We start from the raw sequence: 25,230 nt of genomic DNA on the forward strand, positions 1-25,230 counted from the left end.
TCTTCTGTCCTCATCACTCGGCAGCAACGGCGGCGGCTTTCGCCTGCTCGCGCAGATAGGTCTTCATGGCAGTAGCAGCATCGCGCCCGTCGCGGATCGCCCACACAACGAGCGAGGCACCGCGTACGATATCGCCAGCGGCAAACACGCCCGGCAGGCTCGTCATCATGCTGCGCTGGTCAACCGTGACCGTACCCCAGCGGGTGACGCGCAGTTCGGGCGCACCAAACAGGCTCGGCAGGTCTTCGGGCTCGAAGCCAAGCGCCAGGATCGCGAGATCGCAGTCCACATTGAAGCTTTCATTCGGCACACGCTCGGGTGCCGAGCGACCGGTGGCATCGGGCGCACCAAGGCGCATCTTGTAGGCGCGCACGGCTTCTACCTTGTCCGAACCTGTGAAGGCCTCGGGGCCAGTCAACCACACAAACTCGACGCCTTCTTCCTCGGCATTCGCCACTTCGCGGGCCGAGCCCGGCATATTGTCGCGGTCACGGCGATAGAGGCATTTGACCGACTTTGCACCCTGGCGCACGGCGGTACGCACGCAGTCCATCGCGGTATCGCCGCCGCCGATGACAACAACATTCTTGCCTTCGGCGTTCAGCGAGCCATCGTCATAGGCTGCAACCTTGTCGCCCAGCCCGACTTTGTTGGACGCGATCAGATAATCAAGCGCCGGCACGATGTTCGACAAGCCCACTCCTGGCACCTTCAGCGCACGGGCACGGTACACACCGGTTGCCACCAGCAGCGCATCGTGACGGGCGCGAAGTTCGGAAAGGGTGGCATCGCGGCCAACCTCAAAATCCAGATGGAAGGTGATACCCGATTGTTCGAGCCGCCCGGTGCGGCGCGCCACAACATCCTTTTCAAGCTTGAAGCCGGGGATACCATAGATAAGGAGGCCGCCGGCGCGGTCGTGCCGGTCATAGATATGAACCTGATAGCCGGCCTTACGCAGCTCCTCGGCCGCCGCTAGCCCCGCCGGACCAGCGCCGATGATACCGACCGACTGGTCGCGCTCCACCGGCGGCTCGATCGGCTTGATCCAGCCCTGTTCCCACGCGTTATCGGTGATATAGCGCTCCACCGAACCGATGGTGACGGAATCGAAATCGGCCTCGATCACGCAATTGCCCTCGCAAAGGCGATCCTGCGGGCAGATACGGCCACAGATTTCAGGCATATTGTTGGTGGCGGACGCCACTTCATAGGCTTCCTGCAGCCGGTCCTCGGCCGTCAGGCGCAGCCAATCGGGGATATTGTTCCCCAAGGGGCAATGGATATGGCAATAGGGCACCCCGCACTGCGAGCAGCGGCTGGCCTGATCCTTGGCGCCGGCGGGTACGAACCTTTCATAGATTTCCCTGAAGTCACGCTTGCGGTCGTCCGCGGTGCGCTTTTCAGGCATCTGCTGGTCGATCGTGACAAATTTGAGCATGTCTTCGGCCATCGGGTCCGTTCCTCTGGTAGCAACCGTCATTAACAGGATTCGCGGCGCGTAATTTTATGTGCCTATGAATCGGTGCGCCCGCACTATATGTTCAAAATTTCCAAAACTCACGCAAAAAATCAGCGATAGGTCAAATATGTTGACCTTATTATTATAGCACACTCAGCACGCGCTGCCAACCGACCCAAATACAAGTGTTTTTTAGTACCGAATTGCGACTATATTGAAAGATGCCCTCCAGCAAACGGCTTGCTATAAGGCGTTTGGGGCTGGCGCAGGGGGTGCCACCCGCAGCCGGGAGCCTTGTTCGCGTGACCATCCTGCATCTGATTCTCCTGTCGCTCGTCCAGGGCATCACCGAATTCCTGCCGATTTCCTCATCCGGTCACCTGATCCTGCTGCCGATCGTGACGGGGATGGAAGACCAGGGCCTTCTGATGGATGTCAGCGTGCATGTGGGCACGCTTGCAGCCGTCCTCCTCTATTTCCGGGAAGATACAAAAGGCCTGACGCTCGCGGCCCTTGGCGCCATCGGCATTGCCCCGGCCCGCCGCGCCATCGAGGGCACGCAGTATGCGAAGCTTTTCTGGGCGCTGGTCCTTGCCACCATCCCGACCGTGATCATCGGCGGCATCTTCGCGGTCAGTGGCATCGAGGAAGCCCTGCGCTCGGCAAGCGTCATCGCCGCCACCTCGATCCTTTTCGGCATCCTTCTTTACTGGGCCGACAAACGCGGCGGCACCCACCTTGATATGGCAGCGATGAAGCTGAAACCGGCGCTCATCATCGGTTTCGCGCAAGTGCTGGCGCTCATTCCCGGCACCAGCCGCGCCGGCATCACCATGACCGCCGCCCGTTACCTTGGTTTCAACCGGGTTGATGCGGCGCGCTTCTCGATGCTTCTGTCGATCCCGACGATCCTTGCCGCCGGCACGCTTGGCGCCCTGAAGCTTGTGTCCGACGGCAATCCGCTCGCCCTCACCGATGCCGCCATCGGGGCCGGGCTATCGTGCCTTGCGGCCCTTGTCGCCATCCATTTCCTGATGCGCTGGCTGACCCACGCCACCATGACGATCTTCGTCGCCTACCGCGTCGGCCTCGGCCTCGCGCTGTTTGCCATGATCGGCGCGGGCTGGCTTTAAAAGAGGCAATTGCGCGCCCTTGCGGCTTGGATATAGTGATTGTCATCTGTGATTTCGTTTGGGGGAACTAGTATGAAATCAAAGCATTACCTGACATTCGCCGCTGCCGCATTTTTCACCCTTCCGGCGCTTGCAGCGCCTGTCAGCGTCAGTGACGGCGCACTCGGCTTCGCAGTCAATTTCCCGGAAGCCCCGAAGAAAGAGGCCGCCGAGCCCTGTGACGGCATCGACGGTTGCACCTTCACGCGCTGGGAGATCAGCCGTTTTGACCGCGAAAAGGAAGATTGTTCCTTCAAGGTTACGGTAGGCCAGTTCGGCTTCCCGGCTGATGGCCAGTTCGACAATCCCGTTGGGCTACTCAACTATACGGTCGAAAGCACCCTGCGCGAGGACACTGAAATCCTGAGCGAATCCGATCTTTCGTCGGGCCGCGTCTTCGGGCGCGAGGTATTGGCCAACAGTTCCTATGACTATTTTGGCCCTGCCCCGGCCTTGACCCGCCAGCATCTGAAGGTGCTGATCCGCGGCAACAAACTTTACATCGCTGAAGCCGAGTGCGACCGCAATGCACCCGCGGCAGAAGCACGGGCCTTCCTGTCGTCCTTCCGTCTTTACTAGGCTATCAGCCAAACTGCCCCATCGCCCGATACTGCGTCATATAGCGCGGCAGGATGCTGGCGATGGGTTGGGGCTCGATCCCGAGCGCCGCAAACCCTGCTGCCCCCTTGGCGACGACATTATCGACCGCCAGCAGCTTCAACTGGTCGCGGGTAAGCGGCGGGGTCGGCAGCCGCTCCAGAAAGAGCGCCTGCAGGCGGGCGAGCCCCATGGGCACGGGGATGAGCGGCCGGTAAAGTCCCGTTTCCTCCATCATATGCGTCAGCATGGTGCGCATCGTCATCACCTCCGGGCCGCCCAGCTCGAAAGTCTTGCCTGCAACGGCAGCGTCACCCTTCAGGCCGCGGTCAAGCACCGCCGTGATGGCAGCCGCCACGTCCGTCACCACCACCGGCTGGAACCGGGTGCCAAGCCCCGGCAGCGGCAGGAACGGCAGCATCCGCGCCATGCGGGCAAACCGGTTGAAGAAACCGTCTTCCGGCCCGATCACAAGGCTCGGTCGCAGGATTGTAGCATTCGGAAAGGCGGCAAGGGCTTCCTGCTCCCCCCGCCATTTGGTGCGCGCGTAGCTCGACGGCGAATGGTCGTTCGCACCGATCGCCGACACATGGACAAAGGCCTTCGTGCCGGCCTCTGCCGCCGCACGTGCAATGATACCCGGTGCATCCGCCTGCACCCCTTCGAACCGCTGGTGGCCACTTTCATAGAGGATACCGACAAGATTGACGGCCGCATCAGCACCGGCAAGCTCGCGGGCAACCAACGCCGGGCGGGTCACATTCGCCGCCACCAGATCGATCTGGCCAACATCGCCGAGCGTTTTGAGGTAAAGCGCTGCATTGGGGTGGCGCACCGCCACCCGCACCCGCCACCCGGCCTCGGCCAGCCGTTCGACCAGATAGCGTCCGATAAAGCCCGAGCCGCCAAACACAGTCACGCTTTTCTGCCGGTTCATCCGCGCCTCCTTCGCTGCATCCGCTCATTATATACGCAAGTGCCGGCATATCGGAGTGTGACAGTGCAAAGATTTTACCACAGACGCTTGACACGCCCCCCTGAGGCACGCTACATCCCCGCCACCAAATCACCTGTGCCCAGGTGGCGGAATTGGTAGACGCGCTAGCTTCAGGTGCTAGTGACCGTACGGTCGTGGGGGTTCGAGTCCCTTCCTGGGCACCAATCAAAAGGCCCGGTTCCTTACAAATGGAACCGGGCCTTTTGCTTTTTCCGGGCTAAGGCCTTGGTCCATTTCGCCAAAAAGGCATGTTTCTTGAAAGCGCCGGTTGCGGGTTCGGGGCGCAGTACAGGGAAAGGTCTTTCCATGACTTCCATTGCCGGCGCGTCCTCCGCCTACAATATGCCTTTTGATCGCAGCATCTTCTCGAACCCGGAGATGCGTCCCCATCTTGAAGACTATTATGAAGCCAGCTATGCCCCAATGCGCGAGCGTATTGCCGGCATGAAAGAGGCCGAAGCGAACGGCGAAGCGACGCGCACGATTGCGTTTGAGGACGGCCAGATCGGGACCGAGCTCAGTGCCGAGCAATATGAGAGCATGATCCCGAGCTTCGACAAATGGCTGGAGATGCAGCAGAATTTCTCCGCCTTCGACATGCTGGAGCAAAGCGGCGACATGCTGGCGCACGCCGAGGCAGCGGCAGCGCGCGCCGAGCGGGACCTGAACCCCGATCTTCCCTCCGGCGTCCGTACGGTCTTTTCGGACGGGGACCGCATTCTTGGCTATATCAACAAGGATGGCAGTCTTGTCACCCATGAGGGCGGCGAGGCGCTGCAATCGCTGGCTGCCGGTGCCGACGCGCTCAACCTGACCGGCGAGGCGAGAATTGCCTATCTGACCAAAAACGGAACGGCAATGCTTTCCCGCCAGCATGCCAACCTTGCAACCACAAGCTATAGCGACGCGACCATGCCTACCCGCCGCGAGTTTGCAGCCAAGTGGTATCCCGATCATGATGTCGACGCGGCCTATGAAAGCATGCTTGAGGACATCCGCACCTCGCTTGCCGGGCGCCAGTCCTGGCACAAACAGCAAATGAGCAATATCGCCGAAATGCGTGCCTATCTGATCAGCAGCATGCAGGAAGCAGAAGTCTCCTGATCCTTGATGTTGTGCCAGACGTCTTCTATGGCGTGACTTATAAAAGCGAAGGCCCGGGTCCAGCAGTTGTGAACCCGGGCCTTTCGGTTTAGCCATTCGCCTGCAGCTCCCGGCAGGCAAAAGGGTCTAGAGGGCTTTCTCGGCCTTTTTCTCCAGTTCTTTCTGGCGCTTTTTGGCAACCATGGCCTTGTCGAGGATCGCGTCACGTTCCTTCAGAAGGTCCATGGAAGATTGGCTCATGGGATCTTTCGTGATGGAATCCCCGCCGGCCGCCGGTGCAACAGCTGCTGTCACCTGGGGTGCCAGCGCATCGGCCCGCTCTGTGTAACGCTTGGTGGCCTTGTCGAGCACCTTGCCGACCTCACGGGTGCCGGAGCGGATTTCGGTCAGCTGTGCCTCGGCCATCTTGCGGTCCGACGCTTCAGATGTGCCGGCGGCCCGTGCATCGCTCAGGGCATTCGAGTAGCAGTTCTGCGCGGCCTCAACGCCTTGCAGCGTTTCCTGCATGGTCCGCGTTTCTTCTCTCAGCTGGGCGTCAGGGGTCCCGGCAGGGGACGCATGCTCTGCCCCCAAACCTTCAACATTGCTATGGCAGTCGCCATAGTATTTGGGCTGGAAACCGGCTTTGTCGTCTCTATCACCGGCTACGGCACCACTCTGGACAAACGAGGCCGACGTGAACAGGACAGCGATGGCCAAAGACTTGCTGTATGTCATCATGACAGGCTCCTTTTGTGTGATCCCCGAGAGGGCTGCGATAGAAGCACGGCAATACGGCGAATTTATGGTGCAGGGTGCATTTCTCGCCCTTTGCGTGCATGAGCGTTGCCATGGCCCAGATGTTTGACAAGGGCGGTCAGCCAACCGATAAGGCTGGCATGCTGATATTCGATGGCATCATCACCGACCGCGGGTCGAAATATGCGGTATCGGGCGGCCCGTGTGGCTCGGTCGATGAAGCGCGTGCCTTCATCAAGGAACTGACCCGCCAGAAGAAATTCGCCAAAGCCACCCACAATACATGGGCCTTCCTCGGCGACGAGGGGCCGGTGAAGAATGACGACGGCGAAAGCGGCGCGGGCATGGTGATTGTCCGCATGCTGGAACGCGAAGGCCTGAAGGGCCATATCGTTGTCGTCACCCGCTGGTATGGCGGCAAGCATCTGGGCGGAGACCGCTTCCGCCATGTACAGGATGCCGTGCGCCACTATCTGGATCATGCCTTCGGCACCTGAAAGGCCGGTTTCCCCCCAAGCTTCGCAGGCATAGGGTGAAAAATACGCGTTATGCGGTAGTGTTTACCGTCGGTTAGCGAATTGCAATCTATAGTTCCTTCATGGCAGGCCCCGGACGGACCCTCCCCCGCCCGGCATTACCCTTGGAAGGCAGATCCTATGCGACTGGATATTAAGGGATTTCTCCCCCACTCTCGGCACGGTGCAGATGAAATCGTCGAGTCGCTCTCCCGTTCAAAGGCCATGATCTCCTTCACACCCGATGGCACAATCATCGGGGCCAACCCCTTGTTCCTTGAAACAATGGGCTACGGGCTGGATGAAATTGTCGGCCAGCACCACCGGATGTTTGTGGCAGCGGACTATGCAAAAAGCGACGAATACCGCCGTTTCTGGGCCGATCTCGCGGAAGGCCGGCACAATACGGCAACGTTCCGCCGCTTCGCCAAGGGAGGCCGGCAATTGTGGCTGCAGGCCATCTACCTGCCCGTGCGCGATACCAAAGGCCATGTTTACAAGATCGTGAAATTCGCGACCGACGAGACTGCCGCCCAGAACCGCAACCTTGACGTTGCCGGCAAGCTTGCCGCGCTTGACCGCGCGCAGGCCATCATCGAGTTCGAACTGGATGGCACCATCATCACCGCGAACCGGAATTTCCTTGATACCGTCGGATACAACCTGGACGAAATCGCCGGACGCCACCACCGCATGTTTGTGGACCGCGCAGACGCGGAAAGCGCCGCATACGGCGAATTCTGGCAACAGCTGCAGCGCGGCGAGTTTGTCTCGGGCGAGTTCCGTCGAACCGGCAAGGGCGGCCGCGAAATCTGGCTGCAAGCCACCTATAACCCCATTCTCGGGGCCGATGGCACGCCCATACGGGTCGTGAAATTCGCGAGCGATATCACCGCCCAGAAGCTTGAAAATGCGGAAATCGCCGGCAAGTTGGCTGCCATTGGCAAAACGCAGGCGGTGATCGAATTCACGCCGGACGGCACCATCCTCACGGCCAACGAAAATTTCCTCAAAACAGTCGGCTATGGCCTTGATGAGATCACGGGCCAGCATCACCGCATGTTCGTGGACCCGTCCGAAAGCGCGGGGGCAAGTTACCGTGCCTTCTGGGAACAGCTTGCCACCGGCCAGCACCAGACCGGCCGCTTCCGCCGCATTGCGAAGGACGGTCGTGAAATCTGGCTGCAGGCCACCTATACGCCCATCGTCAGCCCTTCGGGGCAGGTCCTGAAGGTTGTCAAATTTGCCGCCGACATCACCCAGCGCGTGATGGACCGCCGCACACAGGAACGTGTCAGCGCCCTGATTGAAGCCAATCTTGACCGGATTATCGGGGCCGTTGGCGAAGCCGACACCAAGGCTGGGGTCGCATCAGGCGCGTCGGACGAGACGGAAGACACCGTGCGGGCAGTGGCCGCCGCGGTTGAGGAACTTGATGCCTCGATCCAGGAAATTGCCTCCAGCATCAGCCGGGCAACCCGTGCGGTCGACCAGACCTTCAGCCAGATGCAGGACGCGACCGACGCGACCCAAACGCTGCGCGAAGCGGCCGGGTCAATGAACAATATCGTCGAGCTGATCAACGATATTGCCGACCAGATCAATCTTCTCGCCCTCAATGCCACTATCGAGGCAGCACGGGCGGGCGATGCCGGGCGCGGCTTTGCCGTGGTGGCGGGCGAAGTGAAGAACCTTGCCACACAGGTTGCTTCCGCCACCGGCCAGATCACTGGCGAGATCGACCGGATGCAGAGCGTCTCGAAGGAAGTTTCCGTCAAGCTTGGCAGCATCAACAGCGAGATCAGCACGCTGCAGGATGACATGCTGACGGTGAACGGCGCCGTGGAGGAACAAAGCGTCGTCGCGCGGGAAATCGCCTCCAACATGGTCACGGCATCAGACGCTGTCGGCCGTATCAACGAAAGCCTTGAAGAGCTTGCCGGCAATATCAACGATATCTCAAGCGTCGGCCGCAATCTCTACAAGGAAATCGAAGAGATCAGCGCCAGCTAGGCCGTCAGGTAATAGGCGAGGATATAAAGCGACAGCATCGCCGAAACGATGAGCGCCGAGCCCGCGACACTCCAGCTGCGGGCGAGCGCCCCGCTGCCGCTTGCCACGCGTTCTGCCACCGCCATCACCTGCCGGGCAACGCCTGAAGCAGAAGTGGCAACAGCCGACGCCGCACCTGCAACCCCTGCCATCACCCGCCGCGCGAGGCCATGAAGTGCCACACGGTATAGCCAGTCGGTATCAAGGCTGACCGTTTCCGTACGCTTCATCCAGGGCAGCAGCAGGAAGAAGGCAAGGCCCGAGAACAGCAGCAGCTGGAAATAGAAGACAAGTTTCGCGGCCTTGTAGGCCTCAAACTCGACCGGATAAGGCAGAAGCGCATAAAGCGGATCGGGGTAAAGGCCGAAGAAGACGCAAAGCACGGCGAAGAAGATCATCGCTGCCGCCATGTTCCAGGGTGCATCCTTGGGCCGCAGCCCGGAATCCTTCTGGAAGAAGACAAACCACGGGAACTTGATCCCCGCATGCAGGAACACCCCGGCCGACGCCGCTGCCAGTAGGAAATAAACGGCAACCAGCCCTTCCATGTGTGCGGCTTCCGAAATCATCGTTTTTGTGGTGAAGCCGGACGTGAAGGGGAAGCTTGAAATCGCCAGCGCGCCGATGATGCCGCAGATGGCGGTTACCGGCATCGTCTGGAACAAGCCGCCAAGGTCAGTACATTTGCTGCGCCCGGTGCGGTAAAGCACCACGCCCGCACTCATCAGCAGCAGCGCCTTGTAGATGATATGGGCGAAGGCGTGCGCGGCAGCGCCGTTCAATGCCACTTCGGTGCCGATACCGACAGCCGTGACCATGAAGCCCACCTGATTGACGATCGAATAGGCAAGGATGCGCCGCGCATCGTTTTCCAAAAGCGCATAGATGATGCCGTAGAAGACCATGTAAAGGCCGACACCGATCAGGATGGTGGCACCGGGGAACAGGAGGATGAGGACAAGCACCGCCGCCTTGGTGGTGTAAGCCGACAGGAAAACCGTGCCCGTGGCGCTGGCTTCGGGGTAGGCATCGGCAAGCCACGCCGAAAGCGGCGGGGCGGCCACGTTGATGAGCACACCGCCGAGCACCAGCCAGCCGGAAAGGGTGCCCAGCTGATCCGTCAGCACGCGGATATCGAGCGACCCGGTGTTCGACCAGAGGCCAAGGATTCCCGCCATCAGGACAAGCCCGCCAAGAAGGTGCAGAACGGCATAGCGCTGCCCGGCGGCGCGCGATTTTTCCGTGCCGCCCGACCAGATCACGATGGTCGAGAAAATGGCCAGCATTTCCCAGAACAGGAAAAGGGTCAGAAGATCGCCCGCGAAACAGATGCCGAGCGCGCTGCCGGCATAGGCAAAGGCAGCCGCAAGTTCGGTCCGCGCGGCCTGCCGGAAGGCGAAAAGCCCGCCCACAAGGGTCATCAGCGTGAAGACAATCGCGAACAGGCGTCGCACCGGCGAGACTTCCATTACCTCAAGCGTCAGGTCAAGGTAAGGGGCCGAGAGCATCACGCCCTCAGGCGCCGTCCACACGGCCCAAAGGGCGGCGAGCGGCGCCAGGAATATCGCAGCCACGCCCACGGGCCGCGGGGCCAGCGCGATGACAGCAGCACCGATCAGCAGCAGAAGGGGCGGATAGGCCAGAAGATCAGCGGTCATAATAGTCATCCTTGCGCTTCAGGAGCGCGCCTAGCGCCTTGGCGGCAAACACCATGGCAGCACAGCTGAGGAAGCCGAATGCGGCCGCGAAGGCGAACCAGCCATCGACCCCGAAATAGCCTTCGACAGGAATGAAGACCTGCGCGGCCACGGTGAGGGCCAGAACGACCCAGAGGAGGACCCACAGTTTGCGGATCGTCGTCGGGCGGCGCAGGAAATGGACTTGGTCAGTCATCAGAGGCCTCCTGTCACAGGGCCGATAAGGTCAAGGACCGGCTGGTTGAGGAAGAAAAGCGCGATCACCATGAGGGCGGTGAAGGAGAGCGCGACCACGATCGTCAGCGGTGCCTCGCCGTGCGGCTTCGCGTCCACCGGCGGTGCCTTGGCGAAGGCGCGATAGACGATGGGGAGGAAATAGCCGGCATTGAGGAGCGTGCTGAGCGCCAGCGTCGCCACCACCAGATACTGGCCGGTTTCCATGGCGCCGCCCATGATGAACCATTTGGACACAAAGCCGACCGTCGGCGGGATGCCGATCATGCTGAGCGCCCCGATGGTGAAGGCGCCCATTGTCCAGGGCATCAGGCGGCCAATGCCATCAAGCTGGCCAAGTTCGGTTTTCTTGGACGCCGTATAGATCGACCCCGCCGCGAAGAAGAGCGTGATCTTGGCAAAGGCATGCGCCACCAGATGGAAGGCCGCCCCCAGGAGCGACAGAGGCGCCAGCACCGAAACGGCCAGGACCACATAGGAAAGCTGGCTGATCGTCGAATAGGCCAGAAGCCGCTTCAGGTTGGTCTGGCGCAGGGCCACGAGGCTGGCGAGCAGGATGGTCGTGGCGGCGGCGACCATCAGCCAGGTGCCCATGCCCTGCTCTTTCAGGAAATCGATCCCGAAGATATAGACCGCAACCTTGGCCACTGTGAAGACACCGGCCTTCACCACCGCCACAGCGTGGAGAAGCGCACTGACGGGGGTCGGCGCCACCATGGCGGCCGGCAGCCAGCGATGCACCGGCATCACCGCGGCCTTGCCGATCCCGAAGAGATAGAGGGCCAGAAGGACGACGAGCGCGGTGCCTGCGACCTTGCCGTAGAGGATGCCACCGGGTGTGAAATCAAGCGTCCCGGCAAGGCCCGCCGTCCAGATGATGGCGGGCAGCAGCAGCCCGATGGAAGTGCCGATCAGGATGCCGATATAAATCCGCGCCGAGCGGACCGTTGCCGCGTCCCCCTTGTGGGCGACAAGGGGGTAAGTCGACAGCGTCAGTACTTCATAGAAAAGGAACAGCGTAAACAGGTTGCCCGCAAAGGCGATGCCCATGGCGGCCGACAGGGCAATCGCGAAACAGGCATAGAATCGCGTCTGGTGCTTCTCCCTGTTGCCGCGCATATAGCCCACGGCATAGACGGAATTGACGACCCAAAGGAGCGAGGCAAAAGCCGCGAACAGCATGCCAAGTGGCTCGACACTGAAGGCAACAGACAGTGTCGGCGTGATATCGAGAAGCGTTGCGGCAGGCGCCCCGCCCGCCATCACCGCCGGAATCAGGCTCCAGACCGTGATAACAAGGCCGATGGCCGTGGCAAGCGTCACGCCCTCGCGGATATCGGGGAAGCGACCGGCGAGCGCGATGCCAAGCGCGCCAAGGAGCGGCAATGCGAGCGCCAGAAAGATGGTTTCCTGCCCGGTCATGCGCCACCCCCAAGGAGATCAGCTGCCGCGCGCGCCGCAAGCCCGTACGGGGCGTTGGCGGCAAGCCCGAAATAGATATTGAGGCCGGCGAGCGCCCATGTCGGCGCAAGGAGATACCAGGGCGCTTCCTTCACCGCGGGTGCACCTTCAGGGGCGGGGCGGAAATAGGCGGTCTCGATCACCCGCCACACATAGATGACGGCAAGAAGCGAACTTGCGAGGATCACAGCAATAAGGAACCAGCCGAAGGTGCCTTCCTCCATGGCGGCAAGCACGAGATACCATTTCGAAATGAACCCGGCGGTGAGCGGCACACCGACGAGGCTGAGGGCAGCCAGTGTGAAAGCTGCCATTGTCCAGGGCATGGTGCGCCCGGCACCGGCAAGGTCTGCGAGCTTCGCACTGCCATAGCGGTAAACGAGGCTGCCAACCGCCAGGAAAAGGGCGGCCTTCATCAGGGCATGGTTGAACAGGTGCAGAATACCGGCCGACATGCCTGCCGCCGTCAGGAGGCTTGCGCCAAGGACGATATAGCCAAGCTGCGCGACGGAGGAGAAGGCGAGAAGCCGCTTCAGGTCTTTCTCGAAAATCGCGATCAGCGAACCGGCGATCATGGCGACAAGTGCGAAGGGCATCAGGAAGGCGCTGAACTGGATGTCATGGCCTTCAAGGCTTGGCTGGAAAATACCGAGATCGAACCGGATCAGCACATAAAGCGCCACTTTCGTGGAACAGGCCGCCAGGAACACCGCAACGGTGGAAGGCGCCGCCGCATAAGCGTTCGGCATCCACGCATGCAGCGGGAAGATCGCAGCCTTCAGAAGCAGCCCGACCGTGATGAAACCGGCAGCGGCCAGTACCGGGACAACATCGTCAACACCATGAAGTCGTTCCGTCATGTCCGCCATGTTGAGCGTGCCGGTCATCATGTAAACGAGTCCCACGCCGATCAGGTAGAACATCGCCCCGATGCTGCCCATGATGATATATTTGAACACGGCGCTGAGGGCGGTGCGCGTCGGCCCCGCGGCGATCAGCACATAGGTGGCAAGCGACGAAATCTCCATGAAGACAAAGACATTGAAGGCGTCGCCGGTGATGACCATGCCGGCAAGGCCCGCCACCGCCAGAAGCCACGCGCCGTAGAAAAGCGAGACAGGCCGGCTTTGCACTTCCTTGTCGATCACCGGCTTGCCGTGCAGGAGGGCTGCAAGCGACGCGCCGGTGATGAGGAGGAGCATGAGGCTGCTGAAATTGTCGATATGAAGCCCGATCCCATAAGGCACCGGCCAGCCGCCGAGTTCATAGGCGATGGTACCGGTGGCGGCCACCTGCAGGGCGAGCGTGACGGCAACCGCGAAAGCGGCGAGGCTGACGAAAACAGCCGCCATCCACGGCGCGCGGGCACCGGGGCAAAGAACGGCAAGGGGAGCTGCGACAAGCGGAAGGACAACCTGCAGCACCGGCAAATGATGGGCTGCGATCATGCCTCTGCTTCTTTCCCGTAAACGTCGGCTTCTTCGATGCTGCCGAAGGATTCCTTGATGCGCACCACAACGGCGAGCGCGAGCGCCATGGTCGAGATACCGACCACGATGGCGGTGAGGATCAGCACCTGCGGCAGCGGGCTGGAATAGGCGCGGTCGCTGCCGTCAAGGATGGGTGCCGTGCCACCCACAACCTTCCCCATGCTGATGAAAAGCAGGAAAACGGCGGACTGGCAGATGCCGAGCCCGATCAGTTTCTTGATCAGATTGCCCTTGGCGACGATGGCATACATGCCGGTCATCAACAGCAGGACAAAAATCCAGTAATTGAGAATGCCAAGCCAGGCCATCAATGGGTTTCCCGTTGCGCGAAAGCGTGAAAAATGAGGAGGAGGATGCCGGTGACAGTGAGCCCGACGCCGAGCTCGATCACGAGGATGCCAAGGTGCTGGCCGGCAACCGGATCGGCGGAGAGAACCGAATAGTCGAGGAAGTCACCGCCCATCAGGAGCGTGGCAATGCCCACCCCGGCATAGGTCAGGCAGCCGATCACCGCCATGCGCAGAAGGGCCTGTACCGGCAGCACCGCGCGGGCGGCGTTACCGCCTTCGATCAGGGCATAAAGGATGATGCCGGAAGCCACGATGGCACCCGCCTGGAAGCCGCCGCCCGGCCCGAAATCGCCGTGGAACTGCACATAAAGGCCGAAAAGCACGATGAAGGGGATCAGGATTTTCGACACGACCCGCGGCACAGCGTGGTGGCCGATGCCATATAGCCAGGCTGCCGCACTGCGCGCCGAATGCGCGCCGCCGCGCTTCGGCATGCCAAGGATCGAATAGACCCCGATCCCCGCGGTGAAGATCACAAAGACCTCGCCAAGCGTGTCATAGCCCCGGAAGCTGGCCAGAACGGCGGTCACGAGGTTCGGGATGTCGATGGCCTCGGGCGTCGTCTCCAGATACCAGGGCGTCACATGCTGCTGCACAGGCGTTTCGGCCCCACCAAAGGCAGGCTGCCAGAAACCAAGATACAGAAGCGGTGCCGCCATCAGGGCCAGCACAAGGAACGTCAGGAACGGGCGGCGATCCGGATCGGGCTTTTCCTCGTCATCCGTCAGCGCGAGGGCGCTGAGGAAAAGGACGGTTGCGATCCCCGCCCCGACCGCCGCTTCGGTGAGCGCCACATCCGCCGCATCGAGCGTGAAGAAATAGGAGGCCGCCAGAAGACTGAAAATCGCGAACAGCATGATGGCGGCAAAGAGGTTTGCCGTACGCACCACGGCAACCGCCACGACAAGCAGGAAGCTGACAAGAATGACGCTGAACAGGAGGGACATGTCAGGAGTCCTTTTCTTCTGGTGTGCCAGACGACTTTTTAGCTGCGCCCGCGAGTGTCGCGGCATTGGCAAGGGCATAGGTGGCCGTCGGGGTCGTGAACAGGAAGAAGACAAGAATGATCAGGAGCTTGGCCGTCGCAAGGCTCCAGCCTGCCTCGAGCATCAGGCCGCCGAGGATGAGGAGGGGACCCATCGCATCTGTCACGCTTGCCGCATGCATGCGCGTGAAAAGATCGGGGAAGCGCAGGAGCCCGATCCCGCCGACAAGGACGAAAAGACCACCCGAAACGACAAGGAGGGTGCTGACGACCGACAGGAGCTCAGTCACTGGCCACCCTCCCCGGCCGGCGGCCGTGCCTGACGGCGCAGGCGGCTCTGGAAAAATTCGAGAACCGCGAGAACGCCGATGAAGTTGATGAGCGCATAGGCAAGCGCGAGATCGAGGAAATCCGGCCTGTCCTGAAAGAAGGCAAGCACCGCCAGCAGAAGCACCACCTTGGTGCCAAACATGTTGGCGGCCAATATCCGGTCAAAGATCGAGGGGCCGAGGAGCGCGCGGGCCAGCGCCAGCGCCATGGTCACAAAAATTGCGATGGCAGCAGCGTGCAGCATGTCAATTCTCCAGCGCGACAACACGGGCGGCCATGCCCCCGGCCAGCAGGTCCTTCGCCCCATCAGCCGTCAGGCAGTGCACGAGGATTTCGTCGTCGCTCACATCAAGGGTGACGGTGCCGGGGGTCAGCGTGATGCTGTTGGCAAGGGTGACGCGGGTCACATCCTCCATCTTCGCGGTTTTCAGTCGCACCACTTCAGGCACCAGCTTCACACCGGGCGTGAGGATCAGCCGGGTGACGGCAAGGCTCGACACCAGCATTTCCTTCACAAGCCACCCCCAATAGGGGATCACTTTCAGATGCAGGTGCAGGGGCACCGATTCCCGGTCGACGAGATTCATCCGCCAGGCCAGAAGCGCCACAATCAGGCACGAGACGAGCCCGAACGCCAGGAGGAGCGGCGTATATATGCCCGACCACAAAAGCCAGATGGCGCCAAGCGCCACCAGGAGGACAAGAAGATGCTTCATCTGATTCCCGTCTGATTACTGAAAAGCCGCCCGAGGGGCGCTTACCCCTTGCAGGGGTAAAGCTGCATGAGCGCGCCGTAGAGATAATCGTGCGCATGCACGCTGCCCGGCATGTCCCCGCCGGCTGCAAAGGCGTTGAAGCCATCGATCACCGATCCGAGCGATTCATTCGCCGGCAAGCAGTAATGCGCATGGACATTGGAATGCAGCTGGCCCGTCGGGCCCGGTGCCCGGCTGCTGACCGCGCGCTTCATGAAGTCGGAGCGATTTTCATAGAGGGCCCGTACGGAAGCCTCGACCACACTGTCCGTCGCCAGAGCCCCGCCAAGGAACCCCTGGATATAAGCAGCGCATGTCAAGGCCTCCGGGGTGGACGGACCCTGACGATAGTCGCGGCAGGCCTCTGCCAGATCATCGCCATTGTCCACACCTGTTGCGCGGGTGGGCACCGCAACAAACAGGGCCAGGGAAACCGCACCCAGTATCCAAGTTGATTTTCGCAGCCCGTCCCGGACCTTTTTCATCGAAAGCCACCTTTTCCGTGTGTCGTTGTCTCCCTCACAATCTGGCAATTGTGATATGTAAATGTTTGCCGGATTTGTAAAAAAGTGTGTCAGGAATGTACGGGTCGGGATTTTGCTTTGTGCCGCAGACACAAGGGTGGCAAGAATGCTCACCGATGCGCGTACCGCATCCCCGCCGCACTGACACGAAATGGGAGTCATGCCGAACTTGAAGGTCGATACGTCCCCGGGTTTGACCATATTGGTTGTGGATGACGACCGGGAAATCCGCGAGCTACTGATCCAGCTTCTGTCCGGCGAAGGATATAACCCGATCGCCGCCGAGGGGGGCGAGGAGATGTTCGCGCAGCTTGCCGCCGTGCGGGTTGATCTGATCCTCCTTGATGTCATGCTGTCCGGCCGCGACGGGTTCGAGCTTTGCCGCCAGCTGCGCGCCGATCCGGCCATGCCGCCGATCATCATGGTGACCGCCAAGGATGACGAGATTGACCGCGTGGTGGGCCTTGAGCTCGGCGCTGACGATTATATCGTCAAGCCTTTCGCCAAGCGCGAGTTGCTTGCCCGCATCAAGGCGGTGATGCGCCGCGCCAAGCAGGTGCAGTTTCTGTCGCCCCGTTCGCCCGGCGTGATCCGGTTCGCGGGCTGGCAGTTCCACCCGACCCGCATGGAGCTGGTGGACCCCGACGATACCGTTATCCCCTTGTCACAAAGCGAAACCGACCTGCTTCTGGTGTTCGTGCAGCACCCGCAAATCCCGCTGTCGCGCGAGCGGCTTCTGGACCTGACAAAGGGCCGCCACAGCACGCCCTTCGATCGCAGCATCGACACCCATGTCAGCCGCCTGCGCCGCAAGCTCAGGGATAGCGCCCGGCATCCCGAAATCATCAAGACGGCCTGGGGTGCGGGCTATGTTTTCACCAAATCCCTTGAACTCGGATGAAATCCTGGGCTCCGACAACGCTGAAGGCACAGGCGCTGGTGATTGTGACAGCCGCATTTCTTGTGTCGCATGTTGTCAGCCTGCTTCTTTATGAAAGCGACCGGACAGAAACGGTGATCCTGACCGAAGCGTCCGATCTGGCGGCGCGGATCGCCGGTATTGTCGACCTGACACAAAGTTTGCCGGAGGTGGACCGCGCCCGCATTCTGGCCGCGGCGCAAACCCAGTTCCTGTCGCTGACGGATATCGAGCCCGCCAACGATGCCTGCCGTGAAAATGCGTTCGCCGAGCGGATGCACGCCGAACTTTCCAGCTATTTCTCCACCGTGCCCGGCCTTGACGCTGATGTCTGCGTCCGCAGCATGGAAGAGCTTCGTCTGCTGCCGGGCCCAAACGGTGGTGGTTTCGACGTGCTTGTCACCATCCGTTTCCAGGATGGCAGCCAGTCGGTGTTCCACGCCGCCCTGCCCGAGGCGCCCCCCTTGTTTAACGACCGGGTGATCGGCTTCATCGCCCTTTTGGGCCTCATCTTTCTGGTGATCGCCTGGTACCTGATCATCCGGATCATCACGCCGCTCGACCGGTTCACAAGTGCGGCGGATGAAATGGGGCTGAATATCGATGCCCCGTCGATCGCCGAAACCGGCACACGCGAGGTGGTGCAGGCCGCCCGCGCCTTCAACCGGATGCAAACACGCATTCGCAGGCTGGTGCATGGCCAGACCGAGATGATCGCTGCCATCTCGCACGATCTTCGGTCTGCCATCACCCGGCTGCGACTTCGGGCGGAACTTGTTGGCCAGGACGACAATCGGCGCGGCCTGATGCGGGTGATCGACGATATGAGCGCGATGGTGCAAGCCGCCCTTGATTATGCGCGGGGCGCCAGCCCGTCGGAGCCGATGCGCAAGACCGATATCACGGCGCTTGTGGAAAGCCTTTGTGATGACCTTGAAGACGAAGGCCAGCCGGTCAGCCTTTCGCTTCTGGGCGCGGATATCAGCGGCAAATGCCGGCCAAGTGCGCTCCGCCGCGCGCTCGGCAATGTCATTGCCAATGCGGTGAAATACGGGGGCAGCGCCCATGTCTCGCTGATCGCCGATGCCGACTGGCTGGTCATCCGGGTGGAAGACAATGGTCCCGGCGTGCCCGAAGGGGAGGTCGAGAAGATCGTGCAGCCCTATTACCGGGTCGAGCAGTCGCGCAACCGCAACACGGGGGGCATCGGGCTTGGCCTGCCGATCGCCCTGAATATCGCGCATGCCCACGGCGGCGACCTTCATATCTCCAACCGCGCCGAAGGCGGGCTCCGGGTCGATATCCGCCTGCCGCGGTAAAAAGAAGAAGGCAGGACCCCGAAGGATCCTGCCTTCTGCCTTGTCGGCCGAAGCCGTTTACTTACTTCAGGCTTTCCTTCAGGAAATCGCCACCCTGACGCATCGCTGCTTTTACTGCCGGTACGTCGGCGAGCACGTTGAGAAGGCCATAGTCGTGGATCATGCCATTGTAGCGGGTCGCGATGACCGGCACGCCGGCTTCGTTGAGCTTGCGGGCATAGGCTTCGCCTTCATCCCGCAGCACATCCATTTCGGCGGTCTGGACGAGGGCCGGGGGCAGGCCAGCAAGTTCATTGACCGAGGCGCGCAGCGGCGATGCAAGGATTTCATTCCGCTCGGCGGGGTTCACCGTATAGGCGTCCCAGAACCATTGCATCATGCCTTTGGTGAGGAAGTGCCCGTTGCCAAACTGGTTGTAGGAAGCGTTCTCGAAGCTGGCGTCGGTGACCGGCCACAGAAGCAACTGCGCGCGGATCGCCGGGCCTTGTTCGATTTTTGCCTTGAGTGCTACGACCGCCGCCATGTTGCCGCCGACACTATTGCCAGCGAGGGCAAGCCGTTTGCCATCCACACCGATCTTGTCGCCATTTTCAGAAACCCATTTGGTCGCCGCATAGGCCTGATTGATGGCAACCGGATAGTGCGCCTCGGGGGACGGCGTATAATCGACAAACACGGCTGCGGCACCCGAAGCAACAACGAGATCGCGGACAAGGCGTTCATGCGTCGGGAAGTCGCCGAGGATCCAGCCGCCACCGTGGAAGAACATGAACACAGGCAATTTGCCGCGCGCATTCACCGGCTTCACAATATGCACGGTCACATCCTCGCCGTTCAGGCGAACTGTTTTGGCGCTGACATCAGCGGCCGGAAGCTTCACATTTGCGCCTGCCTGTGCACCAACCAGAATCTGACGGGCATCGGCCGGGCTCAGGGTCTCAAGCGGCTGGCCGCCACTTGCAGCGAGGGCATCGAGAAACGCCTGCGTTGTCTTTTCAACACCGGGGCTGCCCGCTGCCAGGACGGGGCCCGCGAGAAGGGCAGCTGAAACGGTGGCTGCAGCAAGCGCCCGGGTGGTTTTCTTGAAGGTCTTGATCATGGTCTTTCTCCTGTCGTGATGAAGGATGCGTCCTTCGGCGTTTTGGCTTGATGCCGTTTAGTATCGATAACGATTATATCGCGCACGATATAATTAGATACAGTTCTTGCTCTCCGGTACCCCTTGGGCGGACCGTGCCTTTCTTCAGGCGTTTGCGGTGAGATTTGCCCTTACCTGGCCAAGCTGCTTGCGCAGCGCTGCCATATCGGGGTCGGAGAGGTTGACTTTCCGGGCCATGCAGACAGGCACTTCCAGAGCTGTGTCCATCATGGCCCGGCCTTCAGCCGTGAGGCTGACAATCACTTGTCGTTCGTCTTCGCTCGAGCGACGGCGATCCAGAAGCCCGCGGGTCTCCAGCCGCTTCAGGAGCGGCGTCACGGTCGCCGTTTCAAGGGCGAGCGCATCACAAATGTCAGAAACGATCACCCCATCCTTTTCCCACAAAACCATCATCACCAGATATTGGGGATAGGTAAGGTCCAGTTGCTGCAACAGCCCCCGGTAAGCCTTGTTGAAAGCCAGCATCGTGGAATAAACCGAGAAACAAAGCTGGTTTTCGAGCCTGAGGCCTTCTCTGGTACCCGCTGCGGGCTTGTTTGATATGTCGTGTTTCTGTTTCATGAATCACATATATATCGTGTACGATATAATATCAAGCGATATTTTTAAATTTCCTGGTACGAAGGATCAAGTGCCGCCTTCACCGCCAGTTTCCGCTCGCTTGGCTGCCCCCTTTATGCCAGAAAGCTTCTATATTCAGACTTCTGCCGTTACGGGGTGCATCCATGACCATCCATATCCACCAGAACGACCTGCCCGATGGCATCGACTTCGGATCGTCTGTCGCGATCGACAGCGAGACGATGGGTCTTATCCCGGCACGCGACAGGCTCTGCGTGGTGCAGCTGTCCTCGGGCGACGGCAACGCGCATCTCGTGAAATTCGATGGCAAGGACTATAGCGCCCCGAACCTGAAGAAGCTGCTGGCGGATCCTGCCGTCCTCAAGATCTTCCATTTCGGCCGTTTCGATATCGCGGTGATGAGCCAGTATCTGGATGTGGAAACAGCCCCGGTTTACTGCACCAAGATCGCCTCGAAACTAGTGCGTACCTATACCGACCGCCACGGCCTGAAGGAGCTCGCCCGTGAGCTTCTGGGTGTGGATATGGACAAGGCCCAGCAATCGAGCGATTGGGGCGCCGATACGCTGACCGATGCGCAGGCCGCCTATGCAGCGTCCGATGTGCTTTACCTGCACCGGATGAAAGAGAAGCTTGATATGATGCTTGCCCGTGAGGGCCGCACCGAGGTAGCACAGGCTGCCTTCGACTTCCTGCCCGTACGCGCCCGGCTTGACCTCATGGGGTTCGAGCCGATGGATATCTTCTCCCACGCCTGAGGACCCACCCTTCCGATGACCGGCAGCGACCATTTCAGCACCCCCGAGACCGCCCACGCCGTGGGCCGGGCCGCGCTGTTGCCGAAAAAGGGCCGCAAGGTGGACGGCGCCGGCTGGGACCGTTTCATCGGCTTCATGCGGATTGTCCTGCCTGCCATTGCGCTGGTGCTGGGTGGCTTGACGCTATTCTGGCCTTTCATCAACAGCCAGGAAGTGAGCTTCACCCTTTCGAAGGAAGAGGTGAGCGAAGGTGACGGCACCGTCCGCATGACCAACCTGAATTATACGGGCACCGACAAGGTGAACCGGCTTTTCAATGTCCATGCGGCATCCGGCGTGCAGGAAGATCCGACAGCGCCCCGCGTGCGCCTGTCCGACATCCGCGCCGAAATGGATATCGAGCCCTTCACCCCGGCGGTTGTCACCGCCCGCACCGGCATCTACCGGCTGAAAGACGGCACGCTTTCGCTGATCGGCGGGGTTACTGTGCGCGTCGGCGCCGACTATGACCTGAAGATGGCCGGCGCCGAGGTGGACCTGCGCGAACGCCGCGCCACCGGCCAGGGGGATATCCAGGGCAAGTCGCCGCTCGGCACGCTGGATGCCGAACGCTTTGAATTGCTGGTTGACGACAAGACGGCGATTTTCGATGGTGGCGTCAGCTTCCATATCGTGCCGAAGCGCACCGCCCGAACGAACGAGAGCGCCAAGAAATGATGCGAATCCGCCACGCCCTGATTGCTGCCCTTCTGCCGCTTGCGAGTGCCGCAGGCGCCGCAGCTGCCGAACCTGCCCTCAAGGGCCACGATACCGAACAGCCGATCGACATCACGGCGGAACGGCTGGAAGTGCGCCAGCGCGATGGCCGCGCCGAATTCAAGGGTGCCGTCCGGGTCGTTCAAGGCGGCATGACGCTGACCGCCGACAGCCTTGTCGTTTATTATGCCGGTGATATCGCCGGTGGCTCGCCCTCGATCAGCCGCCTGGATTCCTCCGGCAAGGTATCGCTTTCGTCCGACAGCGAAGCCGTGACCGGCGACTGGGCGATCTATGACGTGGAAAAACGGCTCGTGACGATGGGCGGCAATGTGGTGCTGACCCGCGGGTCGAGCCGCCTTGCCGGCGAACGGCTGGAGCTTGACCTGGTCAGTGGCCTGACCCGCCTCGACGGCGCAGCCGCCGATGACGGCCGGGTGCGCGGGCGCTTCAGCCTGCCCGAGAAACAGCCCGAAAGCTAAGGCTGCCGCCCCTTCCCGCTTTCCTCTGGAACTCCCGCCCCGAACGTGCTTAACATGGCCTTCGGGGCAGGCTACATGCACAAATTGAGCCAATTAGCCATTCCTTAACCGGAAGGCCCCACCATGAGGGCGGCAACCGCCCACAAGTCGCGAGCCGCGAGGGATACGAACACGATGACGACCGAGACCAAGCCCGCAGGCAAAGGCGCAAACGGCACGGCAAATAGCCAGGCCGGGCTTGAGGTGCGCGCCATTGGCAAGGCCTATGGCAGCCGGACGATCCTGAAGGACGTATCGCTGAGCCTGAGGCGCGGCGAGGTTGTCGGGCTTCTCGGCCCGAACGGCGCCGGCAAGACCACCTGTTTCTATTCAATCACCGGGCTGATTGCGCCGGATCATGGCGCGATCCTCCTTGACGGGGTCGATATCACGCGCCTCCCTATGTATCGCCGTGCGCGGCTCGGGATCGGCTACCTGCCGCAAGAAACCTCGATCTTCCGGGGCATGACGGTGGCCGACAATATCCGCGCCGTGCTTGAAGTGTCGGAAAGCGACAAGGCTGTCCGCGAAGCGATGCTGGACGAGCTGCTCTCCGAATTTTCGATCACGCACCTGCGCGAGACACCGGCCCTTGCCCTGTCGGGCGGGGAACGCCGCCGCTGCGAGATCGCGCGGGCGCTGGCTGCCCGGCCAAGCTTCGTCCTTCTCGACGAACCCTTCGCCGGCATTGACCCCATCGCCATTGCCGACATCCGGCACCTGACCGTGCATCTGAAGGATCGCGGCATCGGCGTGCTGATCACCGACCACAATGTCCGCGAAACGCTCGATATCATCGACCGCGCCTACATCATCTATGACGGCCATGTCCTCTTCGAAGGGGACGCCGAAGCCGTGCTCAAGGATCCTGACGTCCGCCGTGTCTATCTCGGCGAAGGCTTCAGCCTCTAGGAGCGGACGCAATGGCCCTCACCCCACGGCTCGATCTAAGGCAAAGCCAGCAGCTGGTGATGACACCCCAGCTGCAGCAGGCGATCAAGCTGTTGCAGCTGTCGAACCTCGAGCTTGGCGAGTTTGTCGAGCAGGAGGTGGAGCGCAACCCGATCCTCGAGATCGGCGAGCCGGGCGGCGACGTGCCGGGCGAGATGGAAACCGGCGAAGGCGGCGGCACCGCGAGCGACGAGGGCCTGCGCGACTTTAGCGACGATACCTTCCGCGACGGGCGCGATGATTACGGCGACGCGCAGGAAGGCGGCCTGATTGCTACCGACCGCGGGCTGGAAACCGGGATCGACAATACGGCGGGCTCTGATTCCGCGCTCGATGCCGATTACGGCGACAATGTTTTCAACGGCGACGCGGTTAGCGACCGGGTTTCGGCGGCGAGCGACGCGCCTTCCGGCCTTTCCTATGACGGCGCCGGTGCAGTGCGCGGCGCGGGCGGGGTCGGCGATGACCGGGGCCTTGACCAGACGCTTGAGGCCGGTGAATCCCTCCACGACTTTCTGACCCACCAGATGCTGGTGGCGGTGCATGCACCCGCCGACCGGATGCTGGCTGCCCACCTGATCGATCTCGTCAATGAGGCCGGCTATATCGATGCCGCCGAGGTGACCGACGCCGCCGAACGGCTGGACTGCGCCGAGGAAGACGTGGACCGGGTGCTTGGCATCCTGCAGACGTTCGAGCCCGTCGGCGTTTTTGCCCGGACGCTTGGTGAATGCCTGGCGCTGCAACTGAAGGATCTTGATCGTTTCGACCCCTGCATGCAGGCGCTGGTGGCGCATCTGGACCTGCTGGCGCGCGGTGATCTGGCCGCGCTCAAGCGCATCTGCGGGGTCGATCAGGAAGACCTGACCGACATGATCCAGGAAATCCGCGCGCTGAACCCCAAGCCCGGTTTTGCCTTCGGACACGAAGATGTGCAGGCCGTGGTGCCGGATATTTTCGTTTCCAAGGCCAAAACCGGCGAATGGGTGGTGGAGCTGAACAGCGATACCCTGCCCCGTGTGCTCGTCAATTCCAGCTATGTGGCCGAGCTGAGCGAAACCGCATCGGGCGAAAAGGAAGCCAAGGCCTTCATTTCAGAATGCGTGTCGAACGCCAACTGGCTCGTCAAGGCGCTCGACCAGCGCGCCCGCACCATCCTGAAGGTGGCAACCGCGCTTGTGAAAAAGCAGGATATGTTTTTCGAATATGGCGTACGCTACCTGAAGCCGCTGACATTGAAGGACATTGCCGACGAGATCGACATGCATGAAAGCACGGTCTCGCGCGTTACCAGCAACAAATTCCTTGCCTGCCCGCGCGGCCTGTTTGAGCTCAAATATTTCTTCACCTCGTCGATTTCGGCGACAGCCGGCGGCGACAGCCATTCGGCAGAATCGGTGAAATTCCGGATCAAGGAACTGATCGACGCCGAGGACCCGAAGAAAATCCTCTCCGACGACACGATCGTCGACATCATGAAGCGCGAAGGCGTGGATATTGCCCGCCGTACGGTTGCCAAATACCGCGAGGCGATGAAGATTCCGTCCTCTGTCCAGCGTCGCCGCCTGAAGTCGATCTGACAAAATCCGTCGATTTTGCTGAGTCGCACCGCCCGATGTCATAAATCCTTCATCAGGGCCTTCCCATACCCTTGATTTTTCAGCCACTTGCCACACGTTTAAAGAGACAGGCGACATGCAGCCAAACTTCTTGGTAGGCTTGAAGGGACAGCTGCAACGGCTGTCTGGTTGGGCCTATATGGCCCCAGAAGTAAGGAGAAAGCGGGCGGAAGACCGCCTCTG

General features: G+C 61.1%; 27 protein-coding genes and 1 tRNA gene. 13 read left to right on the plus strand and 15 right to left on the minus strand.

Going from position 1 to position 25,230, the window contains the following annotated elements:
• Nucleotides 1–13 precede the first annotated feature (13 nt).
• Nucleotides 14–1,453, minus strand: coding sequence for an NAD(P)-dependent oxidoreductase (locus PH603_RS01800; protein ID WP_289504209.1), 1,440 nt, complete (start codon nucleotides 1,451–1,453; stop codon nucleotides 14–16).
• Between the two features lie 311 nt (nucleotides 1,454–1,764).
• On the opposite strand from PH603_RS01800, the gene PH603_RS01805 reads away from it, so the two are divergent.
• Nucleotides 1,765–2,595 carry an undecaprenyl-diphosphate phosphatase gene (locus PH603_RS01805; RefSeq protein ID WP_289504210.1) on the plus strand — a complete coding sequence of 277 codons (831 nt, stop codon included), beginning with the start codon at nucleotides 1,765–1,767 and terminating at the stop codon, nucleotides 2,593–2,595.
• Nucleotides 2,596–2,667: 72 nt separating this feature from the next.
• Nucleotides 2,668–3,213 (plus strand): hypothetical protein, encoded by a 546-nt coding sequence (locus PH603_RS01810; RefSeq protein WP_289504211.1) that lies wholly within the window; start codon nucleotides 2,668–2,670, stop codon nucleotides 3,211–3,213.
• A 4-nt stretch (nucleotides 3,214–3,217) separates the two neighbouring features.
• On the opposite strand, the gene PH603_RS01815 is transcribed toward PH603_RS01810, so the two are convergent.
• Nucleotides 3,218–4,168 carry a complex I NDUFA9 subunit family protein gene (locus tag PH603_RS01815; protein WP_289504212.1) on the minus strand — a complete coding sequence of 317 codons (951 nt, stop codon included), beginning with the start codon at nucleotides 4,166–4,168 and terminating at the stop codon, nucleotides 3,218–3,220.
• Between the two features lie 137 nt (nucleotides 4,169–4,305).
• On the opposite strand from PH603_RS01815, the gene PH603_RS01820 reads away from it, so the two are divergent.
• Nucleotides 4,306–4,392 (plus strand) — tRNA-Leu (locus PH603_RS01820).
• 142 nt (nucleotides 4,393–4,534) lie between these two features.
• Nucleotides 4,535–5,332 carry a hypothetical protein gene (locus tag PH603_RS01825; RefSeq protein ID WP_289504213.1) on the plus strand — a complete coding sequence of 266 codons (798 nt, stop codon included), beginning with the start codon at nucleotides 4,535–4,537 and terminating at the stop codon, nucleotides 5,330–5,332.
• Between the two features lie 126 nt (nucleotides 5,333–5,458).
• Here PH603_RS01825 and PH603_RS01830 read toward each other — a convergent pair whose 3' ends face one another.
• Nucleotides 5,459–6,052 carry a hypothetical protein gene (locus tag PH603_RS01830; protein ID WP_289504214.1) on the minus strand — a complete coding sequence of 198 codons (594 nt, stop codon included), beginning with the start codon at nucleotides 6,050–6,052 and terminating at the stop codon, nucleotides 5,459–5,461.
• A gap of 158 nt (nucleotides 6,053–6,210) precedes the next feature.
• On the opposite strand from PH603_RS01830, the gene PH603_RS01835 reads away from it, so the two are divergent.
• Both PH603_RS01835 and PH603_RS01840 read left to right on the plus strand, forming a co-directional pair.
• A complete protein-coding gene (locus tag PH603_RS01835; protein WP_353507435.1) occupies nucleotides 6,211–6,567 on the plus strand; it encodes a YigZ family protein in 357 nt (118 codons plus the stop codon).
• 243 nt (nucleotides 6,568–6,810) lie between these two features.
• Nucleotides 6,811–8,598 (plus strand): methyl-accepting chemotaxis protein, encoded by a 1,788-nt coding sequence (locus PH603_RS01840; RefSeq protein ID WP_289504216.1) that lies wholly within the window; start codon nucleotides 6,811–6,813, stop codon nucleotides 8,596–8,598.
• Here the strand turns inward: PH603_RS01840 and PH603_RS01845 are convergent.
• The 10 genes from PH603_RS01845 to PH603_RS01890 are packed head-to-tail and all read right to left on the minus strand — an operon-like array spanning nucleotide 8,595 to nucleotide 16,424.
• Nucleotides 8,595–10,295: a Na(+)/H(+) antiporter subunit D gene (locus tag PH603_RS01845; protein WP_289504217.1), complete on the minus strand. Its 1,701-nt coding sequence runs from the start codon at nucleotides 10,293–10,295 to the stop codon at nucleotides 8,595–8,597. The two genes, PH603_RS01840 and PH603_RS01845, sit on opposite strands and share 4 nt — an antisense overlap.
• Entirely contained in the window at nucleotides 10,285–10,530 is a 246-nt protein-coding gene (locus PH603_RS01850) for a hypothetical protein (RefSeq protein ID WP_289504218.1), read from the minus strand. The genes PH603_RS01845 and PH603_RS01850 overlap by 11 nt, the downstream gene beginning before the upstream one ends.
• A complete protein-coding gene (locus tag PH603_RS01855) occupies nucleotides 10,530–11,990 on the minus strand; it encodes a proton-conducting transporter transmembrane domain-containing protein (RefSeq protein WP_289504219.1) in 1,461 nt (486 codons plus the stop codon). The genes PH603_RS01850 and PH603_RS01855 overlap by 1 nt, the downstream gene beginning before the upstream one ends.
• Nucleotides 11,987–13,477: a monovalent cation/H+ antiporter subunit D family protein gene (locus tag PH603_RS01860; RefSeq protein WP_289504220.1), complete on the minus strand. Its 1,491-nt coding sequence runs from the start codon at nucleotides 13,475–13,477 to the stop codon at nucleotides 11,987–11,989. The genes PH603_RS01855 and PH603_RS01860 overlap by 4 nt, the downstream gene beginning before the upstream one ends.
• The gene (locus PH603_RS01865) at nucleotides 13,474–13,827 is read right to left on the minus strand and encodes a cation:proton antiporter subunit C (protein ID WP_289504221.1); all 354 of its coding nucleotides are present in this window, start codon (nucleotides 13,825–13,827) and stop codon (nucleotides 13,474–13,476) included. Before PH603_RS01865 ends, PH603_RS01860 begins: the two co-directional genes overlap by 4 nt.
• Nucleotides 13,827–14,816, minus strand: coding sequence for a DUF4040 domain-containing protein (locus PH603_RS01870; protein WP_289504222.1), 990 nt, complete (start codon nucleotides 14,814–14,816; stop codon nucleotides 13,827–13,829). The genes PH603_RS01865 and PH603_RS01870 overlap by 1 nt, the downstream gene beginning before the upstream one ends.
• 1 nt (nucleotide 14,817) lies before the next feature.
• Nucleotides 14,818–15,144, minus strand: coding sequence for a monovalent cation/H(+) antiporter subunit G (mnhG, locus tag PH603_RS01875; RefSeq protein ID WP_289504223.1), 327 nt, complete (start codon nucleotides 15,142–15,144; stop codon nucleotides 14,818–14,820).
• The gene (locus PH603_RS01880; RefSeq protein WP_289504224.1) at nucleotides 15,141–15,428 is read right to left on the minus strand and encodes an MrpF/PhaF family protein; all 288 of its coding nucleotides are present in this window, start codon (nucleotides 15,426–15,428) and stop codon (nucleotides 15,141–15,143) included. Before PH603_RS01880 ends, mnhG begins: the two co-directional genes overlap by 4 nt.
• A 1-nt stretch (nucleotide 15,429) precedes the next feature.
• A complete protein-coding gene (locus tag PH603_RS01885; RefSeq protein ID WP_289504225.1) occupies nucleotides 15,430–15,900 on the minus strand; it encodes a Na+/H+ antiporter subunit E in 471 nt (156 codons plus the stop codon).
• 41 nt (nucleotides 15,901–15,941) lie between these two features.
• The gene (locus PH603_RS01890; protein ID WP_289504226.1) at nucleotides 15,942–16,424 is read right to left on the minus strand and encodes a Rap1a/Tai family immunity protein; all 483 of its coding nucleotides are present in this window, start codon (nucleotides 16,422–16,424) and stop codon (nucleotides 15,942–15,944) included.
• 199 nt (nucleotides 16,425–16,623) lie between these two features.
• Between PH603_RS01890 and PH603_RS01895 the strand changes: the two genes are divergently transcribed.
• Both PH603_RS01895 and PH603_RS01900 read left to right on the plus strand, forming a co-directional pair.
• Nucleotides 16,624–17,364, plus strand: coding sequence for a response regulator (locus PH603_RS01895; protein WP_289504227.1), 741 nt, complete (start codon nucleotides 16,624–16,626; stop codon nucleotides 17,362–17,364).
• Nucleotides 17,361–18,701: an ATP-binding protein gene (locus tag PH603_RS01900; protein ID WP_289504228.1), complete on the plus strand. Its 1,341-nt coding sequence runs from the start codon at nucleotides 17,361–17,363 to the stop codon at nucleotides 18,699–18,701. Before PH603_RS01895 ends, PH603_RS01900 begins: the two co-directional genes overlap by 4 nt.
• Nucleotides 18,702–18,762: 61 nt before the next feature.
• Here the strand turns inward: PH603_RS01900 and PH603_RS01905 are convergent, their stop codons facing one another.
• Complete coding sequence (locus PH603_RS01905; protein WP_289504229.1) at nucleotides 18,763–19,800, minus strand: alpha/beta hydrolase; 1,038 nt, start codon at nucleotides 19,798–19,800, stop codon at nucleotides 18,763–18,765.
• A 144-nt stretch (nucleotides 19,801–19,944) separates the two neighbouring features.
• A complete protein-coding gene (locus PH603_RS01910; protein ID WP_289504230.1) occupies nucleotides 19,945–20,421 on the minus strand; it encodes a MarR family winged helix-turn-helix transcriptional regulator in 477 nt (158 codons plus the stop codon).
• A gap of 164 nt (nucleotides 20,422–20,585) precedes the next feature.
• Here PH603_RS01910 and PH603_RS01915 point away from each other — a divergent pair, with 164 nt between their 5' ends.
• The 5 genes from PH603_RS01915 to rpoN all read left to right on the plus strand — a co-directional run bounded on the left by PH603_RS01915 (nucleotide 20,586) and on the right by rpoN (nucleotide 25,008).
• The gene (locus PH603_RS01915) at nucleotides 20,586–21,200 is read left to right on the plus strand and encodes a ribonuclease D (RefSeq protein ID WP_289504231.1); all 615 of its coding nucleotides are present in this window, start codon (nucleotides 20,586–20,588) and stop codon (nucleotides 21,198–21,200) included.
• Between the two features lie 15 nt (nucleotides 21,201–21,215).
• Nucleotides 21,216–21,917, plus strand: a complete 702-nt coding sequence (locus PH603_RS01920; RefSeq protein ID WP_289504232.1) for a hypothetical protein — start codon at nucleotides 21,216–21,218, stop codon at nucleotides 21,915–21,917.
• Entirely contained in the window at nucleotides 21,914–22,438 is a 525-nt protein-coding gene (locus PH603_RS01925; RefSeq protein WP_289504233.1) for an LptA/OstA family protein, read from the plus strand. Before PH603_RS01920 ends, PH603_RS01925 begins: the two co-directional genes overlap by 4 nt.
• 174 nt (nucleotides 22,439–22,612) lie before the next feature.
• Nucleotides 22,613–23,389, plus strand: coding sequence for an LPS export ABC transporter ATP-binding protein (lptB, locus tag PH603_RS01930; protein WP_289504234.1), 777 nt, complete (start codon nucleotides 22,613–22,615; stop codon nucleotides 23,387–23,389).
• An 11-nt stretch (nucleotides 23,390–23,400) separates the two neighbouring features.
• Nucleotides 23,401–25,008, plus strand: coding sequence for an RNA polymerase factor sigma-54 (gene rpoN / locus PH603_RS01935; protein WP_289504235.1), 1,608 nt, complete (start codon nucleotides 23,401–23,403; stop codon nucleotides 25,006–25,008).
• The last annotated feature ends 222 nt before the right edge of the window (nucleotides 25,009–25,230 follow it).

Source organism: Gimibacter soli, assembly GCF_028463845.1.
Taxonomy (GTDB): Bacteria; Pseudomonadota; Alphaproteobacteria; order Sphingomonadales; family Kordiimonadaceae; genus Gimibacter; species Gimibacter soli.